A 22,129-nucleotide genomic window follows, 5' to 3' on the forward strand; every position below is an offset into this window, starting at 1 on the left:
GCTATCTCGTTGCGCTACACTCCGGGTTGACGCTGTACCCTTTCCAGTTTCCAGCTGGGGAGTGTGGTGCGAGGTTTCCAGCCAAGCCCACTTACGCAAAGGCCCTCAGTTTCCAGCTGGGGGCCTTTGTCTTCTTGGCGTTACCGTGTCATAAGCTCCACCAAGTTTCGTCACGAAAGTTCAACCAAAACAACGACTTAGAAATTTGGTTGGTTTCCAGTCCAGGTTTCTAAAATCTAAGTCATTGAAAACGCTACGGTTTCTTCACGAAACCTGTTTCTCGGTAAGCTTCGATTCGATCAGTGCTTGAATCTCTTTTGCCCACTCATTGGCCCGCTCAGCATCCACTTTGAGTCGCACACCGATGATGCCGTTGCGCGCGGTGATCTCGCAGTAGTTCTTCTTGCCTTGCTTCACGATGAGTGTTTGGCCGGTCGGTGTGGCTTTCGCAGGCTTGGCTTGCACGCTCGCGACAGCTTCTTTCTGCGTGAAACGCTCTTCATTCACCAGTCGATTCACAGCCTCGATCACTTCCTTCGTACGGCCTTCTGTGTGCGCCCGGGTCAGATGCGCAGCGGCGTCAGCACCCAGTCGCTCAGGACGCGTTTCTAGGATTGCCTTCGCATCCATTGGCAACCCGTCAAACGCGAAGATCTTGCTCACGTGCGATTCCGACAACCCGACTGCGGTCGCCAACTCCTGCTGGGAGAGAGCGTCGGCTGTCGCCTGCAACCGTTGGAAGTGACAGTACTTCTCGTAGTCCGAGAGGGAAGGGGCAAAGAGATTTGAGAAGAACGCCAGCCGCTCTGCTTGCTCGGGTTCCATGTCCGAGACGATGGAATCGATCTCATCGATGCCCAATTCGCCGTAGATGGCGACGCGGTTGTTACCAGCGTTGATGTTCCATTCACCGTCACCGCGAGCCTCCAGCACAACCGGATACACCAGTGGGTACTGGGCAAGATTCGCTTTCAGTTCGGCGTATTGCTCAGCTGTGAGCTTCCGGCGACGACCGGGCACCTCATGCATCTTGGCAATCGGCCGCTTTGCTCGGGCACCCTTGTCTAGCACGGTTTTGAGGTCGGCAATCTCTTTGCGTTGTCGCTCGGCTGTTGCCTGCAGCTGCATCAGCTGACCTGGTGCAGTGCGAGCCTGAACGGGCGGCGCATCGAGCGCTCGCTGCTGATCCTCAGCTGTGACTTGAATATTCTTGGCTTTAGTAGCCTGCTCTTTCATCCAGTTCGCCATCGTCATCCCTCCTGTGCCCAGATGGCGCACACCTTGTCATCGACGCGGTCAACCAGCTGGTCAACGGGTGTGCGAATGCGGCGTAGTGTCTCCGCCCCAACGTCGTTCGGGCCAAGATCGTAAAAAGTAGAAAAACGCATGTTGGTGTTGCGCGCCAGATCAGATTCCGGGATCTCGATGGGCACCACGCGGGAACCGTAGATCTGGGTGATCCAGCCTTGTAGGATCTGTGCGGCGGGCTTTGACGTCATACGCGTGACCAGCACATCCACGAAGTCAAACTCCTTGGCGCGCCCGTCATCGAAAGCTTGCATCCCATTGATCAGATCGCCGAACAGGTGCCAGAACTGCACCATGGAGGCAAAGCTAAGCATGTCCGGCACGACCGGCACGAGGACGCCGTCCGCGGCGAAGATGGCGTTGATTGTCAGATAGCTCAGCGTGGGTGCCGTATCGATGATGATGTAGTCGTACGCATCCTTCAGCTGGGCGAGGCCGTCATGCAGCACCTGTTCGAAGCGCACCGACTCATCGCTGGCTGCCCGCGCTGGGAGCATGAACTCAGCATTGAAAAGTTCGGTGGAGGAGGGGATGATGTCCACGTTCGGCCAGTAGGTCGGAACGGGGAGGGTGGTCATGTCAAACGGTTCGCCCGCCAAGTAGGCCTCGATCAGGGGCATCACGGTTTGTGAGGAATCGACCTCCGCATGGGGGTTGATCCCGTAGAGGGTGCTTGCACTGCCCTGAGGGTCGAGGTCGATGTGAAGCACCCGACGGCCGCGGCGCATGGCAAGACCTTGCGCGAGTAGGGTAGAGGTCGTGGTCTTCGTGACACCGCCCTTGAAGTTGGCGACGACGATGACCTTGGCGGGGCCTTTGCGGGGGAGGAGGTTGCGCTCGGATTGAATCCAAGCGATGCTCTCTGCAACGGTGAACTGACGAGGTGCCCCGGGCTTGCTCTGCGTGCCACCGGGCAGCTCACCCTTCTTGAGCACATAGCCCATGCGTTGCTTGTCGATGCCGCACATCTCCTGCAGGCGCGCCGATGAGATAATCGGCGGGACCTTGCGAGGGAAGGGCTCAAGCATTTCGTCGCGGATCTTCTGCAGCATGCCGTCTGACAGTTGCGCAAGACGCATGAGGTCTTCGCCCGTGGTTTTACCCGACTTGAGCTTCGTTGTAGTGTCCATTGTTCTACCCATAGCGTCCACTGGACCGGTTGAGAAGTTTTCGACCCAACCGGTCGAACTGCTCGAAGATTAGTCCCTGTTAAAAGTAAACGCAAGTTAACTTTGCGATGGCTGTCCTTGCGCAATTGCCCGTGTGCCGGTGGTTTGTGCCGAATTTCTCGACAGCGCCTCAAGTCGTGGAACAAAATGGCGTCCGTGGAACATCCCCTTCACAAATCTGAGCGTTACCAAATAGCTTTTCGGACGGGCACTTAAGGAGCAAACCGCTCGAATGTTTCACGCTCCTTCCAGCGTCTCGCGCGCTCGGAGAACGATTTAGCTCCCCACCGGCATCAGTGCGACACCAAAGCTGCAAAGACCACGGTGTCGTACTAATCATTACGTGAATCGTAGTTATTTTTACGTTTCCGATCCGTGCGCAACTAACCGTCAAGTTCCTTTGGTTTTCTAGGGCAGTAGCACCGCAGTACACTGATTGCTTCGAAAGCCCCTTCGGCATCCTCGTTGCGGACCGCATCCTGCGATTCGGACCCGCCCCTGATTCCGCCGGTCACGCTCACGCGATCGCTCCCCTGTGCGCAGGTTGCCGATTGGTAACGTGCAGCGCAACCCGCAGAGATGCCCGTAGACCGCAATAAATTTGTCACTACTTCGCGAGTAAATCTGTCACTTCACGGCCCGTCGGCCAGACGGCTGAATAAATCGCCTTTAATTCAATAGCTTGCCAAAAACGAATTAATTGTGTCACCGGCTAGTCTCGCCGCAGGTGTCAAAGTCGGCTGTTTCCATCTGCGCAGGGACGCACGCCCTCGACTTCGTTGCTCGAGCGCAGGCGCAATCGGCGGCTGATAGCGATGCGGTCCTGCCGGCGCATCGCAGCCGTCGTCGAGAGCAGGGAAAGCCGCCCGTAGCTGTAGTGCGAATGGCACCAGCCACATCGAAACGGCGCTCCGATCACGCTGGCGTTTATTATGTAAGGAATCTCGCCGTTGCAATACGGACAACGCGTCTGGAGCGATTGCTGATGCGCCGGACACAGATTTTCATCCTCACGCTGGAACAACACGCTGTGGTAGCCGTGCGCTGCGCACTGTCGGCAATATCGGAAGACCTCGTGATATCGATCATGCGGCGCGGCACCTGGCAAGGATGCCCTCACCACGTTTGAGGGCAGGCGTAGCACGCGGCTCAACCGCGTCAGATCGACGGCATCCCGCACCGGCGCCACGCCTTCATGCGGATGCACTTCGGGACTGATCAGATCGACCAGGGCGTGCCCGGGGAGCGCGTTGGCGCAGGCGAACTTCCAGAGAATCGAGACAAGGGATTCGCCCGGCATCAACAATCCGGGGCTGAGGGCACTGCCTCGCGCGAGCGAGATTCGCCACTCGTCAAATGGCAGAATCGGAAAGCGTGGCGCCTTGATCGCCGCGGCATTACGCCGTGGCAAGCGTGCGTCCGGTGGCATGGCGGGACTGAACGTAGCCGCAGTGGTGCACTGCGTAGGTCCACAGCGCAGCCTCGGGACAATAACCCGGCGCGTCCTTTAGCTCACTTTCCTTAAGCACAATCTCGATGGCGCGCACGAACGACTCCATCGGGATTTCGAGCTTACCCGGCAGACTCGCTTTGTGGTGTGCAGCCTCGAACGCCTGCCATAACAGGCCCGCGTCGTCTAATAGCCGATAACCGGCGTCGAACGCCTGTGGGACATAAAAACGCGTGAAGCTCAAGGGGGTGCCCTCTGGATAGGCGGTCTGATCGTAGCCGTTCATGCACGTGGCGACATCCTGTGCGTTGCGGATGCCAGAGAAAGAGAGCTCTTCGACCATTAGACGCGCAACGATCTGGGTCTTGTGAGCAATCTGCAGACTGGTTTTCTGTGCGAGTAACTCCTCCTGGCCAACGAGGAAAGTAAATAGCTTGATCTGCTGCCTGTCGAGCGCGTCGTGTACGTCACGCAGCCACTCGTACTCATTCTCGTTGTAGCGCTGAGTTAGGTGACCTTATTTGTCTGTCTGCTGCAGCCCTGAATTTGGTTTGTTAATGTCCAGTTCACCACCATGGAGGCAAGAAATTATCTTGCTCGTTGGATTGACGGTTGTTCTGGCCGGTGGAGAGGAGTCGAAGCGGCGTAGCCGCCGGAGACGACGAACCCCCGGATGGTCACTTCAAACTCCCCCACTTGTGGTCGCGCAAACTCCTCCACCCGACAGCAGGACAAGGTTGTTTTTTAGCTCGCTTTAGTTTTGCGCGCAAGGGTTTCAGCAGCCTCCTTCAGGCGGTAACTTCCGTAGACCGCGAGAAAACTGACACCTGCCCAGTCCTGACGCAGCACGGCATAGCGGCCGACGATTGACACAATTCCCGTCACTAACTTTGTCGGGAAATGCGTCAATCGGAGTAAGTCCGAATGAAATGTGTCAATCGGTCTACTAGACTTCCAAGCCCGTCCGTATGCTGTTGATCTTATGGAAGATTCTCTGCGCATTGCGGAGCCGGTTGCGCTCGCCCGTCCTCGGGGCGCGCATCGCTATGAAGCCTTCAGTCCGAAGCTGTCACGACGGCTGACGCTTTATACGCGCCCCGCACTGGAACAGTGGATATTGCTCGAGGCGAACCCGGCGGTCGTGACGTTTTGCGAGAGGCCAGGGTTTGTGCAACTGGATGGCCAGCGGTGTCTTGCCGACTTTTGGGCCGACTATGTCGATAGACAGGAATTAGTACTTCTTACTGACTCACCAATCGACGGCGAGATGACAGATGCGGCGCGCGAACTCGACGGGAAAGCATTGGCTATCCGCCGCGTCGCATCGGCCGAGCTGGTTGCCGCACGCGCGTGGGTCGACAACTGGCGGTGCATGCTGCCGTGCCTCATTGCGAACCGGAAGCTGGTGTTGCCGTCTTTATCGCGACCCATTGAGCTATTCCTCGACAAGCCTAAACGGTTGGCCGACGTCGAGCGCGAGTTCTCCGCGGGCGATCCGGTGTTGGTTCGGGCAGCTCTATTCGGCCTGTTGCATCAGGGCAAGGTATGCGCGCCGGAGCTTCGCACGCAGTCATTGTCGCTGCTGACCTCATTTGCGGCTACGGAGGCAATCTCATGATCCGCTTTAACGCGCAGTTCGAGGCGCTTGACGTCACCGCATGGCCTACCGTTGCCCACGTGGAATTCGATGACGCGACGCGGCGCATGTTCGAGCGACGCGTGCAGGCGGTGATGGCGTATGTGCGTGGAGAATCCATCAAACAGATCGAGAAAGCGACCGGCATCAACAGGCGACAACTGTATCGCTGGCTCGAGCGCGCGATATCGCCACATCCGGATGGGCGACCCTTCGGCTTTCGCGCGCTGGTTCGCTACGCGCGCACCGCAGACTACGTCCGCGTGCGTGCCTTGAAGGAGCGGTTCGAGCCGGGAGGGGCGGCGGGGGCATTCTCACAGCTATTGGAACGCTATCCTGTATTGGCGGGCTGGCTGCTGTTGCAGGTCAAGCATCGCAAAGTGCGGCTCGATCAATTGCAAGCGGACGGCAAGTTACGAACCCGACTGCGTGGTCTGAAGGCGGTGCATGACGATTTCCTGCGCCAATGCCGAGCGGTGGGGCTGACTGCGGCAGATTATCCGTTCAATACCTCGGGACATGCGATTCGATCGCTCGGGGAACGTTTAAAGGCGGATTTTTTGTGCAGCTTTGGCACTGCAGCCCGTTCAGCAGGTGCATCGCATCTTAAGGGCTTGCCCCGTCGGCACGACGATGGAGCGCCGCCAGCGGCAAGTCGCCCGTATCAGGTTGTCGAATTTGACGGGCACCGGCTCGATGTCCGGCTCAAGTTGGTCGTCCAGGATCCGCTAGGCTTCGAGCGCGAGTTCGAGATGGAACGAGTCTGGCTGCTCGCCATCATCGACGTCTGCACGCGGCGGTCCTGGGCTATCAGATCGTGATGGCGAGCGAATACAGCCGCTACGACGTGATCAAAACGATCGAGAATGCGCTCGAACCCCATCGGCCTCGTAACTTCACTATCGCCGGGCTCGCCTATGGACCCGAGGACGGCTTTCCGTCGCAACGGCTGCCGGAGTTGGCGTATGCGACGTGGGAATGGATGCGGCTTGATAATGCCAGGGCTCACCTGGCCAGCGCGACATTGACCGCACTCTGTGAATTCGTTGGCTGTCTTGCCGACGCCGGTCCGAAATATAGCCCCGACGATCGGCCCTACATTGAGCGATTCTTCGGCACGATCGCGAACCGGCTCTCCTCACGTCTGCCCGGTTACACGGGTTCGCATCCCCGTGATTTGCGCCGGGCACTCGCTGATCCCAAGGGCAACCTGCGTCTCTACGTCTCGCTCGACGAACTCGATGAATTGGTCGAGTACGCCATCGCGAGCTACAACGGCACGCCCCACAGCGGTCTGAACAACGTGACCCCGCTCGAAGCGATGGAGTACTTTGTCCGCGGCAAGCAGACGATGGTGACCTGGCTGGCCGAATATCACCGGCGCACCCTGTGCCTTATGCAGTCGGCGCGACGGTGTCGGGTCCGGGCCTATCTGGACCAGGGCGTACGTCCGCACATCAATCTATACAAAGCCCGGTACACCAACAGCGTCCTGGCAGCGAGCACGCGTCTTATTGGCCAGGATCTCCTGATCTACATGAACGCAAACGATCTGCGCAGTGTGCGCGCCTTTCTACCGGATGGCACCGAACTGGGCGAACTCGAAGTGCAGGGTGTGTGGCGGATGATTCCGCACAACCTGAAGCTGCGGCAGCAAATACTCAGCGATGCCGGCCAGCGACGTGGCCGTCGCGGCGTGCCCGAAGAGAATCCGATAGAGGCGTACGTCAAACGGAAGCTCGCGGAGGCGAGAAAGAATCGCAAGTCGGCTTCTCAGTTGGCCCACGCGAAGCGATTGCTGGCGTCAACCGGGACTGTGCGAGTGCCTGCTGGTCCGACTGTCTGCCCTCAACCGCCGAACGTGGTTGGACCAGAAATCGGCGCGCCCATCGCCGCAACGACGGAACCCCATGATGCGCCGGCACCTCGTCCGCGCGCGCGTCCGCGAAAACTGTCGATCGGTACCGGCCAGGTCTTTTAACCCGATCGTTTACGTCAGGAGGTGCGCCATGTCGCTTCAGATACCGCGTCCGATCGATCCGTCACTGCACCCGCTGGCGACCGGCAACTATCGGATCGCCACGCCGGCGATCGAAGCCTTCTATGAACTGGTCGTTCGCTGCTTGCGCTACCGCATCATGGGCGCCCTGATTTACGGTCCATCTCGCATCGGCAAGACGCGGGCGATCGAGTACGTGCGATTGCTGCTGGCACGCGACCACCCGAGAATGACCACCTACCATGCGCAGTGCGAGCACAAGCCTCGGCATGCTGAAGGGCCCTTCTTTGCAAACCTCCTTGAAGCTGTGGGAGATCCCGATCGCAATGGCGGATCCAATCCGTCCAAGCGGATGCGCCTTTCCTTGCGGATCCGCGAGGCGGCGGCTCGAGCGGGCAGCAGTACCGTGTTGCTCTTCTGCGACGAGGCACAGCGGTTCGACGACAACGAATAGGAGTGGCTCCGTGATGTCCACGACGCCTTGGATCGGCAGCAGATCAAACTGTTTACCTTTCTCGTCGGTCAGCAGGAACTGCTCGCACAAAAGAACGCCATGCAGTTGGCGGGGAAGACTCAGATCGTCGCGCGCCTGATGGTTGAAGAGCTGGCGTTTTACGGCATCCGCAACGCGGGCGACGTGGCAATCTGTCTGCATGGGTACGATCAGACGGCCTATCCTGAGGGCAGCCTTTGGAGCTTTACGCGCTTCTATATTCCACAGGCGTTCGACGCCGGTTATCGCCTGGCGACCGACGCCGACGTACTGTGGCAGACATTCGAAGCGGCGCATCACAAGGCCAGCCTGCCCGGAAGGCTCGAAATTCCGATGGAGTCCTTTGTACGGGCCGTCGAAATTGTGCTCAAGGACAGCGAGCTCAGGGATCAGCCCGGCTACTGTCCGGAATCAGCCTTGTGGGAACACGCCGTGCGCCATAGCGGCTATGTCCAATCGCGCCATGCTACCGGACGAGTGCTCGTTTCGGCCGGGTAGCGGGGCGTTGCTGCAGCCATTGAGCTTTCCGATTCTCACGCTCGACGAAAGTAAACTGGCACCGACGCTGGGCTACCACTTCAGTAGTGAGTGGCTCGATCCCTACGAGTCGCTTATCTCTATCCTATGGAAATTCGAGAAGGCGAATGCGCTGCCCGGCATCGTGGTGGCCCGGTTGCTACGGCCGGATATCGATCCTTTCGACGGTTTCGCGCCGCACCTGGGCGAAGTCGACATGGGTCGATTGCACGACGTTCTGGGTCTGCCGACAAAAGCGCTGCGCGCGGCACTGCTCGAGCGGCCCGAACGGCAACGCTATAGCGAGGTGCTCCGCTACTGTCGGCTTTGCATGGCGCGTGGCTACCATAGCGTCTTACATCAGATCGAGAGCGTAAAGCGTTGCCCGGCGCACCGCTGCGCACTGGAATCGATGTGTCGGCGCTGCGGCCGTCAAGCGCTGCATCACGTGGGACTACAGCTTCTCGAATCGGCGTACCGTTGTCCGTATTGTCGCGAGCGGTCTGGCGGTCAAGGCTGGTGGCCACGCAAGGCTCGGCCGATGCAGTTGCAGCAGCGCAGGGCGTTCACGCGGCTATACGTTGAGCGTTGTTCGTGATGATGGCCTTGACATCTTTCGACAGATTTCGTCGATCGGCTTTATGTGCATGCTTGAACATGCGTACAGCAGCCATGATCGATGCTTTTTCCGGGCTGTGCGGTGACACTATTCCTTCGCATGCGCTAACTACCTGAAACTTCGAAATATTATCTCGTTCGATAGGGGAAGCGCCTCCGATTGACACATTTCCTGGAAAAGCTGTGACACATTTCCTGCGGTCTACGCCTGGCGTGGCGGCTCGATGCACGCTCAACGACCCCTTTCTGTCCGGCAGCGCAGGCCCGGCTTCGTTGGCGGTCCAAATGGGAAGGAATCGGCGTCCCTTCCCATCTGCTCGTCAAAGGCGACCATGGATTCCTCGGCGTCCTAGTCTGGCTTTCGCTGTCCGCGCCAGTTGGCCTGCCCCAGTGGAGCCGGGCGACGGACCGCTGGGTGATCCTGCACGTCTTCGCTCAGTCGTGTCTCGACAGCTTTGCCTGCTATCTGAACGAGGCCGCGGATGCGACGTCCATATCGGGACCGGTATGGATGCCGTTTCCGGTGGTGGACTTTCCGGAACGCGAATGGGTGGTGCTGGCTGGGGATCTGGAAGAGAACGGGCTTCGGCTTGTGATTGCCCCGGCTCCGGTCTGCCTGACTACAAAAACAGGAGAACTACAGGTCGGCGACAACCATTGCCATCGGCATTCAAGTATCCTGAGCCAGGATGCAGCTCCGACAGAACGGCTGACGGTGCCCGCAGGGCGCAGACGCGCGACGGATTTGAACGGCGCCCGTAAATCGACTGACCCGTTATTGGTGGATCGTAAGGGGAGCGTCGGTGTGACGGCGATGGCGCTTGCGGTCTTCGCAGCATCGGTTTCAGAATAGAGGGGCTTGTTGCAGGATATCGAGTTCAGCAGGTGTTGATTGACGGCGCACCACGCCAGGTAAGGTTCTCCGCGCAACGTCACAAATACTTCCTCAAGTTGCCACGTGGTGCCGGGCCTGCGCCGCGCCGCATTCGCACGGCGTGCGAGTCCGCACCTAACTTGCCGCACCAGCGTGGGACGCTTCGTAGCTGACGATGACCCCGCGCTCGATCAGCAGCTCTTCGATATCACGCAAACGAGCTGAACCCTGAATATCAGCGCACCGCGCGGCTGGTGACCCTCCGTCGCCGAAAAGCGATGGCCGTGGTAAAGGGATTTTTGCATTCTTCATCGCTCGATCTTACTCGACCATCTCAGTAACCTGACAGTGCCGTCGCGCCCGGTAGAACAGGTCAGGTCCTTCAGCGTCAGTCAGACCTCCTTTTGATTTCGTGAACACCGCCGCTGCGCCGAGGTTAGCGCAGCTTACCTACAAAGAAGAATAATCGACTGTACTCGGGGGCATCGACGTTGCAAACTTGGCTGAAGATGGCGATTAGCCGAATAAGTACGGAGACGACCTACCATTAACCAGTCCGCCGCAAATCTTTCGCAATGCTGCAGGGTGTGCGGCTCCGCGCTGCCACACGCAGACCGCACTGCGAAGACGATCTGGGCCGCCAATCTGATTGCTTCCCGCTTAGCGGAGTATCAAATACGGCCCAGCGTATTTAGCCAATCTGCGCGGGACGGGGCTAAGTCTTCATCGCCATCAGTTGGCGAGATCCTGCTTATTCCTCATGTGAGCATCGACCGCTGCGTTCGCAGCTGTATAGGCTTTTCATTTCGTTGATGTGCATCCCCCGTCTTGCAAAAGGAAGTTGCTATCGCGACTCCGGAACAGGATCTCGATGATCGCTGATGCAAGCATAGGGTGATGGTTCTTCAGGGGACTTCGGATGAGTAACAGGGTAAATGCCGGCGCTCGACTCGATCGCCTCCCAGTCGGCCCTTTCCATACGCGGGTGCTATGGCTAGTCGGATTGGGCATGTTTTTCGATTCCTTCGACAATACGTTATCAAGCTCCGTTCTTGCGACGATGCTTCATAGCGGCTGGTCGACGTTGCAACTTAATTCGATCTTCATGTCGGCCACCTTCGTTGGACTAACGATCGGCGCAGGGCTCGCGGGTTGGCTGAGCGACCGCTTCGGTCGGCGGTTTGCCTATCAGTTCAATCTGGCAATCTTCGGTGGGATGGCGCTCGTCTCCGCCTTCGCCCCATCTATGCCCTGGCTCATCGCCTTTCGCTTCGTGATGGGTTTGGGGATGGGTGCCGAATACGTGATGGGCTACGGCCTGATCATCGAATTCGTGCCGCCAACGCATCGCGGGCGCTACCTGGGGCTGCTCGCGCTAATCGGAGGCTCTGGCGTGTTCGTCACGTCGGTGGTTGCAGCGCTCATCATTCCTTTGCTGGGCTGGCGACCGATGTTTCTGATCGGGGGCATCGGCACGCTCTGGGTCTGGTGGATGCGCCGTCATCTGCCGGAATCGCCGCGCTGGTTGGAGCGCGTCGGGGGAACTGCGGAGGCGGAGCAAGTTGTCCAGGCCATCGAAAAAGAGGCTGGCGTCACCGAGCCGCTTCCTTCCGGTCAGCAACCGCCCGCCAGGGAGCCTCATTGGGTCCCATTCTCGACGCTTTTTTCCCGTCCAGTAATCCGGCGTACCTTGCTCGCCATCGTGATCAACGTGATCTGTCTGTTCGGTTCATACAGCCTCACGGGGTGGATGCCAACGTTTTTCGTAAGGCAGGGGATGAGCGTGACTCACTCGCTCGGCTTTAACGCCGCGATGATGGGCGGCTGGATCGCAGGCCCGTTGTTCCTCTCATATATCTCTGATCAACTCGGACGTCGCGCGGCAATCATGTTGTTCGCTGCCGCGTGCGCATGTTTGGGTGCAATTTATCCTTTCCTCACCTCTTCGATCGCAATCGTTCTGTGTGGTTTCCTGCTCGTGTCTGCGGTCGCCATCTTCCTGACGCTCGGCCTGGGAATGACGCCAGAACTGTTCCCGACCGAGTATCGGTTCCGTGGGGCTGGGGTTGCCCAGATGTTTGGGCGGCTGGGTCTGATTGGGTCGCCCTTCGTTGTGCTCGGGCTCTTCAACCGGTTCGGCATTGCGGGCGTAGTTGGTGCGATCTCGGGCGCGTATGTCTTTATCGCAGTTCTCATCATGGTGGCCGGAATCGAGACCAATCAGCAATCGCTGGAAGCCCTTGAACCTGAGGAGAACCCGGAGCCATCCGAGGCGTTCGCTCAAACCGCGACTCGACGATAGGTGGTGAACGATATGTAGCTGCGGTGGGCGATGGCCTTGGTGAGCGCCCGTTGAGGCGCTCCTACCTGTTGACGAAGTGCGCACCAGGTCGACGGCTGCATTGCGTATCTCGCAGATCAACTCAGAAAGGAAATCAAGCATGCGCGGCATTGTCTTTCGTGGTGACTGCACGCTGGAACTCGCGAGTGTCCCCGACCCAACGCCGGGGGTCGGTGAAGCTGTTGTGGAGATCAAGGCTTCTGGCATGTGCGGAAGCGATCTACATTTTTATCGTCGACCGGGTAGCTCACCGCCGCCGTCGGTTATTGCTGGTCACGAGCCGTGCGGTGTCGTCGTTGCCGTGGGTCCGGGCGCGATCGGCCCTCACGCCCGCATTGGCGCGCGCGTGATGGTCCATCACTACAGCGGCTGTATGGGATGTCCGGACTGCCGTTCGGGTTGGCCCCAAATGTGCAGAACATCGCCTGTCACGGTCTACGGCACGGACGCCCACGGCGCCCATGCACCGTATATGAAAGTTGCGGCCGACACGCTCGTCCCGCTCGACGAAAGGCTGAGCTTCGAGGCGGGCGCCGCGATCTCCTGCGGAACAGGAACCGCCTGGGGTGCATTCGAGCGGATCGGTCTAACGGGTCGAGACACCGTCGCGGTATTCGGTCAGGGACCGGTAGGCCTTTCCGCCACGCTTCTGGCGAAGGCACAAGGAGCGCGTGTCATTGCGCTCGATATTGACGAAAGCCGACGCAACACTGCGAAAGCGTTTGGTGCAGATGCAGTTATCGATCCTCGCGACGGCCGCAGTGCTGAAGCCATTCGTGAATTCACGCGCGGGAAAGGTGCCAGCGTCGCGCTAGAGACGTCGGGTGCCGCAGCCGCCAGCCGGGATGCTCTGGATTCCGTCAGCCCGTGGGCCACTGTCTGCCTGGTCGGGATCGGCTCGGAATTCAGTTTCTCGCTGGCCAAGTATCTGCGGACTCAACTGCGCATCCTGACATCGTGGACCATGTCGATCCAGGGGCAACGAGCTTGTGCGGACTTCGTTGTGGAACAGGGAATTAACCTGGACGCGCTGTTCACAGACCGCTGGCGATTAGACCAGGCAGAAGAGGCCTACCAGGCCTTTAACCGGCAAAGCGGCGGCAAAGGTGTGTTCATGATGTAGTGCGTGACTGCTTGCGAACCGAAAAGTCGTTGCTGAAAGAACAGGATAGAAGGAAACACATGAGTACGACGCGTGCAGAAGCGGCCAGACGCTATCCGAAGTTGGGCCAGCTTATCGCAGGTAAGATGAAATACGACGGGGGTCGCTCGACTATGGAGGTCATCGATCCGACGACCGGGACGCCTCTCGGCCTGGTCTCCATGGCGACTGAAGCCGACGCCGATGAAGCGCTCACGGCGGCGAGCGCAGGCTTCAACATCTGGCGTCGGACTTCGGCTTTCGAACGGAGCGCGCTGTTGCGCTGAGTTGCCGGGCGCATGCGCGAAAAAGCTCAGGCACTTGCTGAACTGTTGGTGCTCGAGCTGGGCAAACCGTGGAACGAGGCGCTTGGCGAAGTCGAGGTGGCCGCCGGGATGTGGGAATGGGCCGCCGAGGAGGGTAGGCGTGCGTACGGAAGAGTCATTCCGTCGAGAGATAACGACGCACGTCAACTGGTGTTAATCGAGCCAGTAGGCCCGGTCGCAGCGTTCGTCACGTGGAACGGGCCGCTGGTTATCCCGTCGAGAAAGATGTCAGGCGCTCTCGGCGCGGGCTGCTCGATTGTTCTTCGCGCTTCCGAAGAGGTGCCAGCGTGCGCGTTCGCACTGGGACAGATTGTCTACGAATGCGGTTTGCCTGCGGGCGTCCTGTCGGTCCTGTCCGGTGACCCGGTGATGCTTTCGACCAGGTTACTCGAAAGCCCCGTCACGCGCGCTGTGATGTTCACCGGTTCGACCAATGTCGGGAAGCTGTTGTCGCAACAAGCGGTCGCGCACATGAAGCGTCCGATCATGGAGCTGGGCGGTCATGCACCGGTGCTGGCATTCGACGGCATCGACGTACCGGTATTCGCGAAGCGGGCTGTGGCCGCGAAGTTCGCCAACTCCGGACAAGTGTGTTTCGCGCCGACCCGGTTCTACGTCCAGCGGTCGATCTACGCTGATGTCATTGAAGCGATGACGGCTGAGACCAAACAAATCGTCTTGGGTTGTGGCTTCGACCCCAGGACGCAGATGGGACCTCTGAAGAGCGAAAGGCGCCTCAGGGCAGTGGAACAGATGGTCGACGACGCAAGACAATTCGGGCTTCGCGTCACAACCGGTGGGGCCGTCCTTGATCGGCCTGGGTTTTTTTATCAACCCACGATTGTTGCGGATGTAACCACTCACGCCAAGCTCTCTAACGTTGAGCCGTTCGGCCCCATCGCCGCCCTGACGCCATTCGATACATACGAAGAAGCGGTAGCTCTCGCTAACCGGTTGCCATACGGCCTCAGTGCTTTTGTTCACGCCCGTGACTTCGAGACCCTTCACCGAGCAACGAACGATCTGGAAGCGGGCAACGTAATCTGCAACGGGTGGAGCGTGACCTACCCCGAAACCCCTTTCGGCGGTCACAAAGAAAGCGGAATGTTTTGCGAGGGCGGAATCGAAGGGCTACGCGCTTTCCAGAATGTCAAGTACGCGTCGTTTTCCTGATGGCATCGCCTGCCTCTGCCTCGGGCCAATTGTGAACTGCCGCGATACTTTGGTCGAACCAACGCCTAGTTACGCCGGCTCCGATCTGGACGAGCGGGTTTGCCCGATAGTGAGCTATCGCACGTTAGCGAAACTTACCATGCTGTCGAGGAAAACGAACTGTACTTAAGCCGACCTCGCGCGCAAAATTGACAACACGGTAAAGATGCAGGCGAAGGAATGCTGTGCAGCAAGTCGGCGAACAGCACTCGCTTTCGGTCCTGCTGCTGGCTCCCTCTAGCTGCGGGCGATACCGTAACTGACGGCTGCAAAGCGGTTTCAAAATACCTCCGCTGCATCGAATATTCCTGGGCAATTTTTCTATGAACGACGACGTCGACCTCTGCCATCACTTCGCCAGGTTTGTAGCCAATGCCCGCTACGAAGATTTGCCGGCAGAAGCTATCGACGGCGCAAAAAAGACCATTCTCGATACCTTGGGCGTGACATTGGCTGCAAGTGGCATGGAGCCGGCAGTACGAGCGTTGGTGGAGTTGTTGCAGGAAAGTGGTGGAAGCGAAGAGAGCACGGTTCTGGGTTTCGGCGGCAAGCTGCCGGCGATCTCAGCAGCTTTCGCCAATGGCTCCATGGCTCACTGCCTTGACTTTGACGATCAGACTCCGTGGGGCGCGCATGCAGCTAGTTCAATTATCCCGTCCGTCTTCGCAATCGCCGAGCGCATGGGCGGGGTGTCGGGGCGCAGGCTTATTACCGCGGTAGCCATCGGCCAGGACCTCTTTGCGCGGCTGCGTTGCAATGTTGGCTGGAACCAGAACTGGAATCTGTCGTCGATGGTCGGCGCATTTTCCGCAACGGCATCTGCGGCGTACATCCTTGAGTTGTCTGCCGAGCAGACTTCACACGCACTTGGTATCGCCAGCCAGCAGTCGTGTGGAACGATGGAAGTCATCTTCGCCACGGGCAGTGACCTGCGTGGGATGTACGCTGGTTTCACTGCGAAGGGTGCGGTGATAGCGGCTCTGCTGGCGCAAAAGGGCATCACAGGCATCAGCACGCTTTTCGAAGGAAAGGCTGGGATCTTTAACGTCTATTTCGGCGGAAAGTACGACCGCGAGAAGATGCTTGATGGTTTGGGTGAGCGGTTCCTGGGAGGCACTACGCTGTATAAGGCGTGGCCGGCCGTCGGAAATTCGCACACCTATATCCACGCGACTATCGAGCTGATGAAGGAAAAAGGCCTTGGGGCGAAGGACATCGAGACGATCCGGACCTTCGTTGGTGATTTCACCTACACCATGTGCACGCCGCTCGAAGTCCGTCGCGCGCCAGGCACGCTCGTGGATGCCAAGATGAGCTTGCCATTCATCGTTGGCATCGCCGCGAGCAAGGGAAAGATGGGCATCGCGGATTTCAGTGAAACGGCCCTGAAGGATCCCGAGGTGCTGGCGATGGCCGCGAAGGTTGTGCCAGTACGAGACCCGAATCAGAACTGGACGTACAAGCTGCCTGACGGTCGAATCGAGATCGTTACACGCGACGGACGAGTGTTTGAACGGCTTGGCGACAAGGTCCCCGGTAGCCAGGAGGCTCCGCTGACCAGGGAACAGATCTCCGAGAAGTTCGTGAGCTGCGCTTCCGTTGCGCAAATTCCGCCGTCAGAGGCAAGCATCAGGACAGCTCAGGAGTTGGTGCGGCAACTAGAGAATGTCGGCGATGCGACGGAAGTACTTCGAGCACTCAGGTAGCAGCTTTTGACGTTTTGCCCACAGGACCGGCTGCATGTAGGCCGAAGATCAGAGCGAAGCTGAGGTGAGATGTGATACATCGTTGTGAAAAGCGTTCGTCGAGTGAGCTGATCTGATCTGATCGATTGAATACTAGTCTCGGCTAACCGAATCGCAACATATCTTCTCCGGACGTATAGGACAGCGAACCACGTTCGCCTATAGATTGTTTTATATATAGCGCCAGTAGGCGCACCCCGCATTGAAAGCGGATGAATAGTGATTCTTAGGAGGATCAAATGCGCGTTTCAGAGGCTTCGTCGACGGATTTTGGCAGAATTGGCAGTAACATGCGAGAAGGTGTTCTCGAACAAAAATTTCTTCTGCAGGGTAAGCCCGGTTCTCCGAATAATTACCTCATAAACGTCGGGCGCACGGGTGCGGGCGGATGGACGGCGCCGAGTCACCGCCACAATTTCGATCAGGTTCGTTACGTGATCAAAGGCAGCTTCCCCTACGGGGAAGGAAAGAGCATGCCTGAAGGTTGGGTGGGCTATTTCCCCGAGAGCGTCTACTACGGACCGCAGGACCGGCCCGAAGGGCTGGAGATGATGGTCTGCCAGTTTGGCGGTGCGTCCGGCTACGGCTTTGCAAGTGTCGAAGAGCGCGAGGCGGCAAACCAGGCACTGAAGAGCAAAGGCGAATTCAAGGATGGCATCTTCACCTGGTACGATGAGTCGGGGAAAAAACACAATCAGGACGGCTTCGAGGCTTGTTTCGAAAAGGTGATGGGGCGCAAGCTGGAATACGCGAAGCCTCGCTACGAGGATCTCGTGCTCATGAACCCGGCCAGCTACGCCTGGATTCCTGAAGAATCGCCAGGAGTTTTTTCCAAGTGGCTTGGCTCTTTCACCGAACGGAATACACGGATCGGTTTCGTGAAGATAGAAGCCGGCGCGACTTTTCCGGCCGGAATGCAGTCGTCGATCGAACTGCTTTTCCTGAGCAAAGGGACGGTCAGCCTCGAAGGTAAGACTTACGGCCTGCACAGTGCGTTTGAATTCGAGGCGAAGGAAGGTCCAGTGCCGATCAAAGCAGTAGAGGAGACCGAGTTCTTCTGTCTGGTGCTTCCGAAGTTCTAGGCAGATCGGAAGTGCGCGGCTTTGGCCGCCTGCACGACGGAAACTAATGTTGCCGCCAACATCGTCCTCGATACCTGGAGTTGAAAGATTATGACTACGATTGCCGTGATTCATACTGGACCGGTCACCATCCAGCCCATCAAGGAGCAAATCAGCGAGCAGATCCCCGATGCGCGCGTTATCAACATCATGGACGATAGCCTGCTCAACGATGTCCGCGCAGCGGGGCATCTGACGCCCGAGGTTGCGAGCAGGATCCATTCGTACATGGCCAACGCGCAGGCGATGCAGGTTGACATCATTCTTAACGCCTGCTCCTCGGTAGGGGAGGCTGTTGACTCGGTCCAGAACTTCGTCAGCACGCCCATCGTCAAAATCGATGAAGCGATGGCGGAAGAGGCCAGTTCCATTGGTCGTCGCGTGGGTGTCGTTGCTACTGTCTCGACTACCCTCGAGCCCACTGTTCGGCTGATTAAACGAAAGGCCGTAGAGCTCGGTCGCACGGTCGAGGTGACCGAGCGGATCGCGGAGGGCGCCTTCGAAGCTTTGCTCAGCGGAAACGCGACGCAACACGATGAGATCCTCAAGAGCACTATCTCGAACCTGGCAGAGCAGGTCGATGTAGTCGTTCTAGCTCAGGTTTCGATGGCGCGACTCGTTCCGCTGTTGAAGGGCGTGCAAGTTCCAGTGCTGGCCAGCCCACGCAGTGGCGTTGCAGCTCTGAAACGGGCGCTCGGTAACGCACGTTGACCATAGGCAGCGGGAGATACCTGAAGTATTCGACTAGTATCTGTTTGGAGCCAGCCTTATGTTTCAAATGGTTTGAGTTCGGCGTGAACGCAGTCGCTGTTCTCAGGCGCACTGGAATGTGACGGCGGATAACACGCGTTTGGTGCAGTCCTCCGCTTTGTTCGGTCCGGACCGGTTCTGCAGTCGTTCTTTTGCGTCAGAGAAACAGGAGACAACATGAAAGTAGAAGCGCGGAATTTGGTTCGCAACGTCGTTAAGGAAAAACTGGCGCGCGACGAAGTAGCTCTCTCCATGACCGTTAGATTGATTAGAACGGCGGAGATAGTGACAATTGCAAAGACTGCAGGGTTCGATACGTTCTACATCGACCTGGAACACAGTTCGCTGTCAATCGAGACTGCCAGCCAGATCTGCATGACGGCTATGAATTCGGGCGTCGCACCGTTTGTCCGGTTGCCGAATCTCGCTTCGGACGTCATTGCGCGGATTCTGGACGGCGGCGCGCTCGGCGTGATCGCGCCGCATGTTGAGTCAGCTGAGCAGGCTAAGCAGGTCGTCCGCGCGGCGAAATTCCCGCCCCTGGGCGAACGCTCACATGGTGGCGTGCTGCCGCATATGGGCTTCCGGTCGTTCCCGACTTCTGAGGTCGGCGAAGCCGTGAACGCGGCGACTATGGTGGTCATCATGATCGAGACGAAGGAGGCACTGGCCGCAATCGACGAGATCGCTGCCATTGACGGCGTCGACCTGCTCTTCATAGGGACCAGTGATTTGTGCGCATCGCTGGGCATCCCCGGTCAGTTTGAGCATGAGATGGTCCGCGACGCGTACGCGAAAGGTATGACTGCCTGCCGTAAGTATGGCAAACATCTCGGCGTCGGTGGTCTCAACGCACACCCGAAACTCGTGGCCCAGTTCGTCGAAATGGGTGCTCGGTACGTATCGACCGGGACGGACATTTCGTTCCTGGTGAGTGGGGCGAGCGCCAAGGCAGCGGTGATGCGCGACCTCTAAGTGCCTGTGCTGACCGCCGCGAGACAGGCGAGCCACAGCCGCGTGTTCATTGGCGGGACATCCCGCCGGGCTGCCACACCTTAAGGATATTGGAAATGAAGAAGATCGTAGTTTATAAGCCGCTCCCTGAGGAAACGATTGCGTACCTGCGCTCACATGCAGAAGTTATGATCGTCGATCCGAAGCAGCCGGGCGCATTGATTGAAGCACTCCAGGACGCTGATGGGGCCATCGGAACCGGCGTAAAGATGAATGCGGAGACCCTCGAGGGTGCCCGCCGTCTCAAGGTGCTCTCGACCGTCTCGGTCGGCTTTGATGCCTTTGACGTCAACTATCTGAACGGGCGTGGGATCCTCCTGACCAATACCCCGGACGTGCTCACAGAATCTACGGCAGACACCGCATTCTCGCTCGTTCTTCTTACGGCGCGGCGTCTTGCCGAACTCGCAGCCTATGTGAAGGCCGGCAAGTGGACGAAGAAGATCGGTGAGGACCTGTTTGGGGTGGACGTCCACCATAAGACGCTCGGCATTGTCGGCCTCGGCCGTATCGGAGCGTCGGTGGCTCGACGCGCTTCGCTGGGTTTTCAGATGAATGTGCTGTACGTCGACCAGGGTGTAAACGAGCGCGCTGAGCGAGAGTACGGAGCGAGGAAGGTCGACCTGGACGAACTTCTCAGATCGTCCGACTTCGTTTTACTGCAGGCCCCATTGACCAAAGAGACGCGCAATCTGATCAGCACCCCTCAACTGAAGGCGATGAAACGCAGCGCGTTCCTCATCAATGCGTCGCGCGGACCGATTGTTGACGAAGCGGCGCTGGTTGAGGCGCTGAAAGATGGCACGATCGCGGGCGCTGGGCTCGATGTGTACGTTGACGAGCCACTGTCGATCGATTCGCCTCTGCTGAAGATGGATAACGTCGTGACGTTGCCCCACATTGGTTCGGCGACTCACGAAACTCGTCTTGCGATGAACAAGAACGCAGCGGAGAATCTTATCGGCGCGCTGGACGGCACCTTGACGGTGAACATCGTGAACCCCGAAGCGTTGAAGCGCTGACGCACAGAAAATCCGCCGGGTTTTGGCACGCGTCGCGCCCGACGCGTCAACATCGCCGCGCAACGACCCCAGGTGCCACCTGTGAGGCTTCATGCGGCGCACAGTTTTGCGCTGGTTACTTCGACAGGTTCTTTACAATATCTATCATCTTGTCGAGGATAGGGTCGTTCTGCCTGCTTATCCACCCGAAGATGAACCTCGTCGAATAGTTGAGATTGGTGAGCGGAATAATCGTTAAGTCGCTCGGGTATGCAAAGTTCTTGCCCATGACTGCCAGCCCGATCCCTATGCCAACCGAAATGAGGTTCAGTTGGGACGCGATGGTGCTAACTTCCTGAACGATGTTCGGCTCGAAACCCGCGGCCTGGCAGAAGGAGTAAAGCTGTCCGTAGCTAAGGCTGCTGCTGGACCTTGGAACGACCACAAACCACTCGTTGGCGAGGTCCTCGAGCGTGAGTGATTTCCTGCGCGCCAGCCGGTGGTCGTGTGGAACCACGACACCCAGGCTGCCCGTCTGAATGCAAACCGAATCCAGAACAATGCCCTCGCGCTCCATGTTGATCTCGGTACGCCGCTTTCCCGGATGCGGATTGGGCCCCAGATGCATAAAGCCGGCGTCGATCTTTCCCTCTGCCAGAGCCTTCGGCTGGAGCGAAGTAGACATTTCGACGAGTGAGAGGCTGATCTCAGGATAACTCTCGCGGAATTGCTTGACTGCCGCGCGGAAAATCGAGTGCATGAGCGTAAGAGACCCGTAGCCGATCCGCAGCGTCCCCGTCATACCCTGTCCGACACGTTTCGTGAGGACTATCGCTTCATTCAGGTCGTCCATCACACGTACGAGCTGGGGTAATAGCGTGCGCCCGGCGGCCGTGAGCTTAACCGTATGTGCAAGCCGCTCGAACAGCGGTGTCCCGAGCTCCCCCTCGAGGTCGGCGATGATCTGCGAGACGGCGGGCCTCGTGATGTGTAGCCGCACTGCGGCGCGCCCGAAGTGTTCTTCCTCCGCAGCCGCAATGAAGTAGCGAAGATGTCGAAGTTCCATCTTTCTCATGTCTCCTTTCGACCGTCGACGGCCCACAACGCAATGTCGGCTGCCGCCGGCGTGCAACTTGTCTCGACGGCAAATGACGAGCATCTCGCTGTCGGTTAGCGCCGCTTACCACTGCACCATAATAGCTGACTTGACCCCGCGTCGGTGCGATTCCAAACTGTCATCATCGTCACTGAGGCTGGGACGTGAGTCCTGTCCTGCAAACAACGGAAAACGCTCTCTGTTCGCTTCCCGGCCGGCTTCGTTCAGCAGATCGCGGCGTCGGGGCGGGTACTCATGATTCCCCGCCGAATAGAGCGGCGCCTATCGAGCGGTTGTGACTCGTAAAGCGGGAGACATC

General features: G+C 58.5%; 16 protein-coding genes and 4 pseudogenes. 14 read left to right on the plus strand and 6 right to left on the minus strand.

What is annotated here, in order from left to right; all coding sequences use genetic code 11:
- Nucleotides 1-264: 264 nt before the first annotated feature.
- The 4 genes and pseudogenes from PQR02_RS22915 to PQR02_RS22930 all read right to left on the minus strand — a co-directional run.
- Nucleotides 265-1,248: a ParB/RepB/Spo0J family partition protein gene (locus PQR02_RS22915; protein WP_408178990.1), complete on the minus strand. Its 984-nt coding sequence runs from the start codon at nucleotides 1,246-1,248 to the stop codon at nucleotides 265-267.
- Between the two features lie 2 nt (nucleotides 1,249-1,250).
- Nucleotides 1,251-2,438 carry a ParA family protein gene (locus PQR02_RS22920; protein ID WP_408178991.1) on the minus strand — a complete coding sequence of 396 codons (1,188 nt, stop codon included), beginning with the start codon at nucleotides 2,436-2,438 and terminating at the stop codon, nucleotides 1,251-1,253.
- Between the two features lie 769 nt (nucleotides 2,439-3,207).
- On the minus strand, nucleotides 3,208-3,906 hold the full coding sequence (locus tag PQR02_RS22925; RefSeq protein WP_408236239.1) for a hypothetical protein: 699 nt from the start codon (nucleotides 3,904-3,906) through the stop codon (nucleotides 3,208-3,210).
- Nucleotides 3,875-4,432, minus strand: a pseudogene (locus PQR02_RS22930) (ATP-binding protein); the annotation flags it as partial. The gene PQR02_RS22925 and the pseudogene PQR02_RS22930, both read right to left, overlap by 32 nt.
- Before the next feature lie 477 nt (nucleotides 4,433-4,909).
- Here PQR02_RS22930 and PQR02_RS22935 point away from each other — a divergent pair.
- The 6 genes and pseudogenes from PQR02_RS22935 (at nucleotide 4,910) to PQR02_RS22955 (ending at nucleotide 10,042) form a co-directional block, all read left to right on the plus strand.
- A complete protein-coding gene (locus PQR02_RS22935) occupies nucleotides 4,910-5,545 on the plus strand; it encodes a hypothetical protein (protein WP_317015838.1) in 636 nt (211 codons plus the stop codon).
- Nucleotides 5,542-6,384: a helix-turn-helix domain-containing protein gene (locus PQR02_RS41095; protein ID WP_494478096.1), complete on the plus strand. Its 843-nt coding sequence runs from the start codon at nucleotides 5,542-5,544 to the stop codon at nucleotides 6,382-6,384. The genes PQR02_RS22935 and PQR02_RS41095 overlap by 4 nt, the downstream gene beginning before the upstream one ends.
- Nucleotides 6,384-7,544 carry an integrase core domain-containing protein gene (locus PQR02_RS41100; RefSeq protein ID WP_494478097.1) on the plus strand — a complete coding sequence of 387 codons (1,161 nt, stop codon included), beginning with the start codon at nucleotides 6,384-6,386 and terminating at the stop codon, nucleotides 7,542-7,544. The genes PQR02_RS41095 and PQR02_RS41100 overlap by 1 nt, the downstream gene beginning before the upstream one ends.
- A gap of 28 nt (nucleotides 7,545-7,572) precedes the next feature.
- Nucleotides 7,573-8,553, plus strand: a pseudogene (locus PQR02_RS22945) (AAA family ATPase).
- The gene (locus PQR02_RS22950) at nucleotides 8,504-9,169 is read left to right on the plus strand and encodes a TniQ family protein (RefSeq protein ID WP_408236243.1); all 666 of its coding nucleotides are present in this window, start codon (nucleotides 8,504-8,506) and stop codon (nucleotides 9,167-9,169) included. Before PQR02_RS22945 ends, PQR02_RS22950 begins: the two are co-directional and overlap by 50 nt.
- Nucleotides 9,170-9,604: 435 nt before the next feature.
- Nucleotides 9,605-10,042, plus strand: a complete 438-nt coding sequence (locus tag PQR02_RS22955; protein WP_408236246.1) for a hypothetical protein — start codon at nucleotides 9,605-9,607, stop codon at nucleotides 10,040-10,042.
- A gap of 6 nt (nucleotides 10,043-10,048) precedes the next feature.
- Here the strand turns inward: PQR02_RS22955 and PQR02_RS41045 are convergent.
- Nucleotides 10,049-10,368 (minus strand): annotated as a pseudogene (locus tag PQR02_RS41045) (IS6 family transposase); the annotation flags it as partial.
- A 704-nt stretch (nucleotides 10,369-11,072) separates the two neighbouring features.
- On the opposite strand from PQR02_RS41045, the gene PQR02_RS22960 reads away from it, so the two are divergent.
- The 8 genes and pseudogenes from PQR02_RS22960 (at nucleotide 11,073) to PQR02_RS22995 (ending at nucleotide 20,735) form a co-directional block, all read left to right on the plus strand.
- The gene (locus PQR02_RS22960) at nucleotides 11,073-12,365 is read left to right on the plus strand and encodes an MFS transporter (protein WP_408236249.1); all 1,293 of its coding nucleotides are present in this window, start codon (nucleotides 11,073-11,075) and stop codon (nucleotides 12,363-12,365) included.
- Nucleotides 12,366-12,504: 139 nt separating this feature from the next.
- Nucleotides 12,505-13,527, plus strand: coding sequence for a zinc-dependent alcohol dehydrogenase family protein (locus PQR02_RS22965; RefSeq protein WP_408236252.1), 1,023 nt, complete (start codon nucleotides 12,505-12,507; stop codon nucleotides 13,525-13,527).
- 152 nt (nucleotides 13,528-13,679) lie between these two features.
- A pseudogene (locus tag PQR02_RS22970) lies at nucleotides 13,680-15,044 on the plus strand (NAD-dependent succinate-semialdehyde dehydrogenase).
- Between the two features lie 362 nt (nucleotides 15,045-15,406).
- The gene (locus PQR02_RS22975) at nucleotides 15,407-16,789 is read left to right on the plus strand and encodes an MmgE/PrpD family protein (protein WP_408236255.1); all 1,383 of its coding nucleotides are present in this window, start codon (nucleotides 15,407-15,409) and stop codon (nucleotides 16,787-16,789) included.
- A 278-nt stretch (nucleotides 16,790-17,067) separates the two neighbouring features.
- A complete protein-coding gene (locus PQR02_RS22980; protein WP_408236258.1) occupies nucleotides 17,068-17,910 on the plus strand; it encodes a hypothetical protein in 843 nt (280 codons plus the stop codon).
- 90 nt (nucleotides 17,911-18,000) lie between these two features.
- Entirely contained in the window at nucleotides 18,001-18,660 is a 660-nt protein-coding gene (locus PQR02_RS22985) for an aspartate/glutamate racemase family protein (protein WP_408178998.1), read from the plus strand.
- Nucleotides 18,661-18,876: 216 nt separating this feature from the next.
- Complete coding sequence (locus PQR02_RS22990; RefSeq protein WP_408236261.1) at nucleotides 18,877-19,674, plus strand: HpcH/HpaI aldolase family protein; 798 nt, start codon at nucleotides 18,877-18,879, stop codon at nucleotides 19,672-19,674.
- 95 nt (nucleotides 19,675-19,769) lie between these two features.
- Nucleotides 19,770-20,735, plus strand: coding sequence for a 2-hydroxyacid dehydrogenase (locus PQR02_RS22995; protein WP_408236264.1), 966 nt, complete (start codon nucleotides 19,770-19,772; stop codon nucleotides 20,733-20,735).
- A gap of 115 nt (nucleotides 20,736-20,850) precedes the next feature.
- On the opposite strand, the gene PQR02_RS23000 is transcribed toward PQR02_RS22995, so the two are convergent.
- The gene (locus PQR02_RS23000) at nucleotides 20,851-21,789 is read right to left on the minus strand and encodes a LysR substrate-binding domain-containing protein (protein ID WP_408236267.1); all 939 of its coding nucleotides are present in this window, start codon (nucleotides 21,787-21,789) and stop codon (nucleotides 20,851-20,853) included.
- Nucleotides 21,790-22,129: the final 340 nt, after the last annotated feature.

This window comes from Paraburkholderia sediminicola, from assembly GCF_046026895.1.
Lineage (GTDB): Bacteria > Pseudomonadota > Gammaproteobacteria > Burkholderiales > Burkholderiaceae > Paraburkholderia > Paraburkholderia sediminicola_C.

Bases quoted from the DNA above. Each gene is read 5' to 3' on its own strand.
- PQR02_RS22915 (WP_408178990.1), bottom strand. From the start codon at position 1,248: ATGGCGAACTGGATGAAAGAGCAGGCTACTAAAGCCAAGAATATTCAA.
- PQR02_RS22920 (WP_408178991.1), bottom strand. From the start codon at position 2,438: ATGGACACTACAACGAAGCTCAAGTCGGGTAAAACCACGGGCGAAGAC.
- PQR02_RS22925 (WP_408236239.1), bottom strand. From the start codon at position 3,906: ATGCCACCGGACGCACGCTTGCCACGGCGTAATGCCGCGGCGATCAAG.
- PQR02_RS22935 (WP_317015838.1), top strand. From the start codon at position 4,910: ATGGAAGATTCTCTGCGCATTGCGGAGCCGGTTGCGCTCGCCCGTCCT.
- PQR02_RS41095 (WP_494478096.1), top strand. From the start codon at position 5,542: ATGATCCGCTTTAACGCGCAGTTCGAGGCGCTTGACGTCACCGCATGG.
- PQR02_RS41100 (WP_494478097.1), top strand. From the start codon at position 6,384: ATGGCGAGCGAATACAGCCGCTACGACGTGATCAAAACGATCGAGAAT.
- PQR02_RS22950 (WP_408236243.1), top strand. From the start codon at position 8,504: ATGTCCAATCGCGCCATGCTACCGGACGAGTGCTCGTTTCGGCCGGGT.
- PQR02_RS22960 (WP_408236249.1), top strand. From the start codon at position 11,073: ATGTTTTTCGATTCCTTCGACAATACGTTATCAAGCTCCGTTCTTGCG.
- PQR02_RS22965 (WP_408236252.1), top strand. From the start codon at position 12,505: ATGCGCGGCATTGTCTTTCGTGGTGACTGCACGCTGGAACTCGCGAGT.
- PQR02_RS22975 (WP_408236255.1), top strand. From the start codon at position 15,407: ATGAACGACGACGTCGACCTCTGCCATCACTTCGCCAGGTTTGTAGCC.
- PQR02_RS22980 (WP_408236258.1), top strand. From the start codon at position 17,068: ATGCGCGTTTCAGAGGCTTCGTCGACGGATTTTGGCAGAATTGGCAGT.
- PQR02_RS22985 (WP_408178998.1), top strand. From the start codon at position 18,001: ATGACTACGATTGCCGTGATTCATACTGGACCGGTCACCATCCAGCCC.
- PQR02_RS22990 (WP_408236261.1), top strand. From the start codon at position 18,877: ATGAAAGTAGAAGCGCGGAATTTGGTTCGCAACGTCGTTAAGGAAAAA.
- PQR02_RS22995 (WP_408236264.1), top strand. From the start codon at position 19,770: ATGAAGAAGATCGTAGTTTATAAGCCGCTCCCTGAGGAAACGATTGCG.
- PQR02_RS23000 (WP_408236267.1), bottom strand. From the start codon at position 21,789: ATGAGAAAGATGGAACTTCGACATCTTCGCTACTTCATTGCGGCTGCG.